This is a genomic window from Acidimicrobiales bacterium, assembly GCA_036273495.1.
Lineage (GTDB): Bacteria > Actinomycetota > Acidimicrobiia > Acidimicrobiales > JAJPHE01 > DASSEU01.
Genome location: DASUHN010000063.1, coordinates 1 through 6,438, shown reverse-complemented (window position 1 = coordinate 6,438; position 6,438 = coordinate 1). Strand labels below are relative to the sequence as shown.

Annotated in this window: 5 protein-coding genes; 4 read left to right on the top strand and 1 reads right to left on the bottom strand. The window is 71.9% G+C overall.

The genetic code is table 11. The features are described from left to right. The coding region (gene guaA, locus VFW24_02485) for a glutamine-hydrolyzing GMP synthase (protein ID HEX5265614.1) at nt 1–1,308 on the top strand (1,308 nt) is incomplete at its 5' end. A 20-nt stretch (nt 1,309–1,328) separates the two neighbouring features. After that, nucleotides 1,329–3,611, top strand: a complete 2,283-nt coding sequence (pcrA, locus tag VFW24_02480) for a DNA helicase PcrA (GenBank protein ID HEX5265613.1) — start codon at nt 1,329–1,331, stop codon at nt 3,609–3,611. A gap of 4 nt (nt 3,612–3,615) precedes the next feature. Here the strand turns inward: pcrA and VFW24_02475 are convergent, their stop codons facing one another. Further along, a complete protein-coding gene (locus VFW24_02475; GenBank protein ID HEX5265612.1) occupies nt 3,616–4,614 on the bottom strand; it encodes a glycoside hydrolase family 3 N-terminal domain-containing protein in 999 nt (332 codons plus the stop codon). Nucleotides 4,615–4,678: 64 nt separating this feature from the next. On the opposite strand from VFW24_02475, the gene VFW24_02470 reads away from it, so the two are divergent. Together VFW24_02470 and VFW24_02465 are read left to right on the top strand one after the other, a co-directional pair. Then, on the top strand, nt 4,679–4,891 hold the full coding sequence (locus tag VFW24_02470) for a hypothetical protein (protein ID HEX5265611.1): 213 nt from the start codon (nt 4,679–4,681) through the stop codon (nt 4,889–4,891). Between the two features lie 150 nt (nt 4,892–5,041). After that, nucleotides 5,042–6,438, top strand: a 1,397-nt coding sequence (locus VFW24_02465) for an AlkA N-terminal domain-containing protein (protein ID HEX5265610.1), incomplete at its 3' end; no start/stop codon positions are given.

The window sequence follows — 6,438 nt, the reverse complement described above, 5'->3', positions numbered from 1 at the left end:
GTACCGGTGCTCGGCATCTGCTACGGGGCCCAGCTGGTGGCCCAGCAGCTCGGGGGGGAGGTGGCCCGCACCGGGCGCGGCGAGTACGGCCGCACGCCGCTGCAGGTCGTGTCCGGCTCGGCGCTCCTGGCCGGGCTGCCGGCGGAGCAGGACGTCTGGATGAGCCACACCGACGCCATCGTGTCGCCGCCGACCGGGTTCACCGTGACCGCCATGTCCCCCGACGCGCCGGTAGCCGCGCTGGAGGATCCCGACCGGGCCATCTACGGCGTCCAGTTCCACCCCGAGGTGGTCCACACCCCCCGGGGCCAGGAGGTCCTCAAGCAGTTCCTGTTCAAGGTGTGCGGGTGCCGGCCCAACTGGACGATGACCTCGATCATCGAGACGTCGGCCGAGGCGGTCCGGCGCCAGGTCGGGGACCAGAAGGTCATCTGCGGGCTCTCCGGGGGGGTGGACTCGGCGGTGGCCGCCGCCCTCGTCCACAAGGCGGTGGGGGGCCAGCTGACGTGCGTGTTCGTGGACACCGGCCTGATGCGGGCCGGGGAGGCCGACCAGGTCGAGGAGACCTTCCGCCGGCAGTTCAAGATCGATCTCGTCCACGTCAAGGCCGCCGACCGCTTCCTCGAGAACCTCGACGACGTCATCGACCCGGAGCGCAAGCGCAAGATCATCGGGGAGACGTTCATCCGGGTCTTCGAGGAGGTAGCCGGGGATCTCGACGACGCCCCCTTCCTCGTCCAGGGGACGCTCTACCCCGACATCATCGAGTCCGGCACCAAGGACGCCGCCCGGATCAAGTCCCACCACAACGTCGGCGGTCTTCCCGACGACATGAACTTCGAGCTGGTCGAGCCCCTCCGCAACCTGTTCAAGGACGAGGTCCGCGCCATCGGCGAGGAGCTCGGGCTGCCCGAGGACATGGTCTGGCGCCAGCCCTTCCCCGGCCCGGGCCTGGCCGTCCGCATCGTCGGGACGATCACGCCCGAGCGGGTCGAGATCCTCCGGGCGGCCGACGCCATCGTCACCCAGGAGATCAAGCGGGCCGGCCTGTACCGGGAGATCTGGCAGAGCTTCGCGGTGTTACCGGCCGTCCGTACAGTCGGCGTCATGGGGGATGAACGGACCTACGCCTATCCGATCGTGATCCGGGCGGTGACCAGCGACGACGCCATGACCGCCGACTGGGCCCGGCTGCCGTACGAGGTGCTCGAGCGGCTGTCGTCACGGATCATCAACGAGGTACCCGGGGTGAACCGGGTGGCCCTCGACATCACGTCGAAGCCACCGGGCACCATCGAGTGGGAGTGACCGGGTCCCCTCTCCCGTCTGTGCCGGACACCGAGCCGGATGCTCCGGTGACGGCGGAGGAGCACGATTTCGGGCCCGAGGCCCGGCCCCCCCGTGTCGACCTGCTGGTCGGGCTGAACACCGCCCAGCGCGACGCCGTCCTGCACGAGAGCGGGCCGCTGCTGATCCTGGCCGGGGCCGGGTCGGGCAAGACCCGGGTGCTCACCCACCGCATCGCCCATCTCATCCGGGAGCGGGGGGCCAGTCCCTTCTCGGTCCTGGCCATCACCTTCACCAACAAGGCCGCCGACGAGATGCGCGGACGGGTGGAGGCCCTGGTCGGGCCGGTGGCCCGGCGGATGTGGGTGTCGACGTTCCACTCGGCCTGCGTGCGCATCCTGCGCCGGGAGGCGGGCCGCCTCGGGTACAAGACGAGCTTCACGATCTACGACCAGGCCGACGCCGTCCGCCTGACCGGATACGTCATTCGTGACCTGGGACTGGATCCCAAGCGCTTTCCCCCCCGTTCGGTCCACGCCATCATCAGCGCCGCCAAGAACGAGCTGGTCGACTTTGAGACGTACCGGTCCCGCGCCCTGACGATCTTCGACCGCAAGGTGGCCGAGGTCTACACCGAGTACCAGCGCCGCCTGCTGGCGGCCTCGGCCATGGACTTCGACGACATCCTGGTCGTCACGGTCAACGTGATGCAGGCGTTCCCCGATGTGCTCGAACACTGGCGCGGCCGCTTCGGGCACATCCTCGTCGACGAGTACCAGGACACCAACGTGGCGCAGAACCAACTGGTGCTGCTGTTGGCTAACGAACACCGCAACGTCTGTGTGGTCGGTGATGGGGACCAGAGTGTGTACAGGTTCCGCGGAGCTGATATGCGGAACATCCTCGAGTTCGAGAACAGCTTTCCTGACACGACTGTGATCCTGCTCGAGCAGAACTACCGCTCGACCCAGACGATCCTCGACGCCGCCAATGCGGTCATCGCCAACAACCTCCAGCGCAAGCCGAAGGCGCTCTGGACGGACCAGATCGGCGGGGAGCCGATCACCCGCTACGAGGCCCAGGACGAGCACGACGAGGCGGGATGGATCACCCAGGAGATCGACCGGCTCCACGCCCACGAGGACCACAGGTACGGGGACTTCGCCATCTTCTACCGCACCAACGCCCAGAGCCGGGTGCTGGAGGAGGAGCTGGTGCGCCGCCAGATCCCCTACAAGGTGATCGGTGGCACCCGGTTCTACGACCGGAGGGAGATCAAGGACCTGCTCGCCTACCTGCGGGCGGTGGCCAACCCGACCGACGAGATCTCGTTCAAGCGGATCATCAACATGCCCCGCCGCGGGGTGGGGGACACCAGCGTCGGGCGCATCGACAGCTGGGCCCGGGCCCGGGGGCTCTCCTTCGCCGAGGGGCTGCTGCACGCCGACGAGGCCGGAGTCACCGGGAAGGCGCTGTCGGGCATCCACCAGTTCAACGAGCTGCTGGCCCGGCTGCGGGAGCGGATCTCCGATGGGCCCGGGGCGGTGCTGCGGGCGGTCATTGACTCGACCGGATACGTGGCCGAGCTCGAGGCGGAGCGCACCATCGAGGCGGTCGGCCGCATCGAGAACATCAACGAGCTGGTCGGGGTGGCCGAGGAGAACCAGGATCTCGACGCCTTCCTCGAGGCGGTGAGCCTGGTGGCCGACACCGACGAGCTGAGTGACGACCAGACGTCGGTCAGCCTGATGACCGTGCACACGGCCAAGGGCCTGGAGTTCCCGGTCGTGTTCATCGCCGGCATGGAGGAGGGGGTGTTCCCGCACCAGCGCTCGATCGGGGAGCCCGACGAGATGGAGGAGGAGCGCCGGCTCTGCTACGTGGCCATCACCAGGGCGCGGGAGCGGCTGTACCTGACCCACGCCTTCTGCCGGGTGATCTGGGGTGGGGCCCAGTACAACCCGCCCAGCCGTTTCCTATCCGAGGTCCCCGAGGCCCTGGTGCAGCCGATCGGGTCCACCATCGGCTCCGGGGTGCCGGGCCGATCGTCGGCGTCGGGCGGCTACGGGGCCGGCGGTTCCGGGGCCAGGGGCCGCGAGCGCCTGGTGGACGCCGCCATCCGCGCCGGCTCGACCCCAGCCCGGACCAAGGGCGCTGAGGGCCTCGGCCTCCGCGCCGGTGACGACGTGGTGCACGGCAAGTGGGGGGAGGGCGTCGTCATCGAGATCGTGGGCCAGGGTGACAAGGCCGAGGCGCTGGTCCGCTTTCCCGGGATCGGGGAGAAGCGGCTGCTCTTGGCGTGGGCCCCTCTCAAGCGCGCCTAGCCGCTCACCGTCCGCACAGAGCTGCACCCCGCAGCGCCAGCACCCGGCCGGCTGCCTCTCTGAGCCGCGCCACCGGGAGCCGACCTCCGTCGACGGCGGCCGTGACCGCCCGGGCGATGGCGGCGGTCGTGGCGGCCACCGCCCGGGGGTCCAGCTGCGCCGTGTCAGCGGGGGTCAGCGTCGACCCGAACAGGACCATGTCGGCGCCGGCCTCGACCGCCGCCACGGTCGCGCCGGGGACGTCGTAGCCCGCTGCCCTCATCGCGCCGGCCGAGAGGCTGTCGGTCATCACCAGGCCCCGGAAGCCGAGCTCGTTCCGGAGCAGGGCCTGGATCACGGCGCTCGACACGGAGGCGGGCCGGGTGGTCAGGCCCGGCACGGAGGCGTTGGCGACCATGACGGCGGGCGCGCCGCCGGCGATGGCCGCCCGGAACGGCTGCAGCCCGGTGGCTCGCAGATCCGAGATGGGCTGGGTCGACGCGGGACCGTTGTCCGTGTTTCCCGACGATCCGCCGAGGCCGGGAAAGTGCTTGGCCACCGGGACGACTCCCGCGGTCCGTAGACCGGCCGAGAAGGCCAGCCCGTAGGCCGCGGCGGTGGTGGCCGTGCCGCTGAAAGACCGCCGGCCGTCGGGATCGGACGCGTCGGGACCAACTCCGCTGTCCACGTCGAGCACCGGTGCCAGGTCGACGTTCACGCCGGCGGCGCGCATCTCGGCCCCGACGCGGGCAGCGAGGGACGAGACCTGGTCCGGCGTCATGGAGGTGGTCATGTCCCGGGGCCACGGGACGTTCTGCACCACCGGGCGCAGGCGCTGAATGCCCCCGCCCTCCTCGTCGGCCATGAGCAGGAGGCCGACCCCGGCCGGGGACGTGGCATTGGCCCGGCCCACGATCGCGCCGAGGTCGCCCGGCGCCGGGGCGGTTCCCAGGAAGAGCACGCCGCCCACGCCTGAGGCCAGGACGCCGTGCAGCTCGGGAAGGTTGAAGTCCAGTGAGGGCACCGCGATCAGCTGTCGGGCCAGCCGCGCGTCCGTCCAGGTCCTGAGGTCGATGCAGGGGTTCGTTGTGGTCGCGGGCGCGGCCGTCTGCGGCGGAGGCGAGGTCACTGTGGTCCTCGAGGCGGAGGTCGAGGTCCCGGCCCTCGGTGACGACGCCGAGCCGCCCCCGCAGGCGGCGGTCACCACGACGAGCGCGACCGCCGCCAACGGGGCCGGGATCCTCATCGTCGACCAGCCTGGCCGAGGCCGAGGCCGAGGGCCGGGCCGGCCCGCTGCATAAGTATTCGGATCGCTGAAATCGGAACATGTGGAACCGGGCGTGGGGGCGGGTGGCCGGAGAGCGCGGCACGCCGGATGGGCGGCCGGGCCCCGGACCCTCCTGTCGGAAAACCGCCAGATCGGGGCCGCCGGATGGGGCAGGCTGGTCACCGTGATCGAGGACTTCGACCGGTGCTACCGGGCGGTGCAGAGCAAGGACCCCCGCTTCGACGGTTGGTTCTTCACCGCCGTCACCAGCACCGGGATCTACTGCCGGCCCAGCTGCCCGGCCATGACCCCCCGGCAGTCGAACGTCCGCTTCTATCCGACGGCCGCCGCCGCCCAGCAGGCCGGCTTCCGGGCATGCAAGCGGTGCCGCCCCGACGCCGCCCCCGGCTCCCCGGAGTGGGACAGCCGGGCCGACGTGGTGGCCCGGGCCATGCGCCTGATCGCCGACGGCACCGTCGACAGGGAGGGCGTTCCGGGGCTGGCCTCCGCCCTGGGCTACAGCACCCGCCAGGTCGAGCGGCTCCTGCAGGCCGAGCTCGGAGCGGGGCCGGTTGCCGTGGCCCGGGCCCAGCGGGCCCAGACCGCCCGGGTGCTGATCGAGGGGTCCGGGCTGGGCATGGCCGACGTGGCCTTTGCCGCCGGCTTCTCGAGCATCAGGCAGTTCAACGACACCGTCCGGGCCGTGTTCGCCACCACCCCGACCGAGCTGCGCCGACGGGGCGGACAGCGGGACGGACAACGCGATGGACAGCGGGGCGGACAGCGGGGCGGATCGCGGCGGCCAACCGGCACGCCCGCCGCCCCCTCTCATGTCGCCGTCCCGCAGACCATCGACCTCCGGCTGCCCTTCCGCCGGCCCCTCTGCCCCGACAACCTCTTCGGCCACCTGGCGGCCACCGCCGTTCCCGGTGTCGAGGAGGTGCGCGACGGCGCCTACCGGCGCACGCTCCGCCTGCCCCACGGCCCGGGTGTGGCGGCACTGCGGCCCCGGCCCGATCACGTGTCGTGCCGCCTCGCTCTGACCGACCTGCGGGACCTGACCACCGCCGTGGCCCGCTGCCGGCGCCTCCTGGATCTCGACGCCGATCCCGAGGCCGTGGAAGAGGCGCTGTGCGCCGACCCGGCGCTGCAGGCGGTGGTCCGGAAGGCCCCGGGCCGCCGGGTCCCGAGAACGGTCGACGAGGCGGAGATGGCGCTCCGGGCCGTGATCGGCCAGCAGGTGTCGACCGCGTCGGCCCGGACCCACGCCGGCCGCCTGGTCGTGGCCCACGGAACGCCGGTCGACGATCCCGACGGCGGTCTGACCCATCTCTTCCCCGAGCCGGGAGCCGTGGCCGAGGCCGGTGGCGCCGCCCTGCTCGGCCCCGCCAGGCGGCGGGACACGCTCGTGGCCCTGGCCGTCGCCCTCGCGTCCGACACCGTCGACCTCGGCCCGGGCTGCGACCGGGACCGGGCCCGGGCTGCTCTGGGGGCGATGCCGGGGCTCGGGCCGTGGACAGTGGAGATCGTGGCCATGCGTGCGTTCGGGGACCCCGACGCCTTCCCGACCGGGGACCTGGG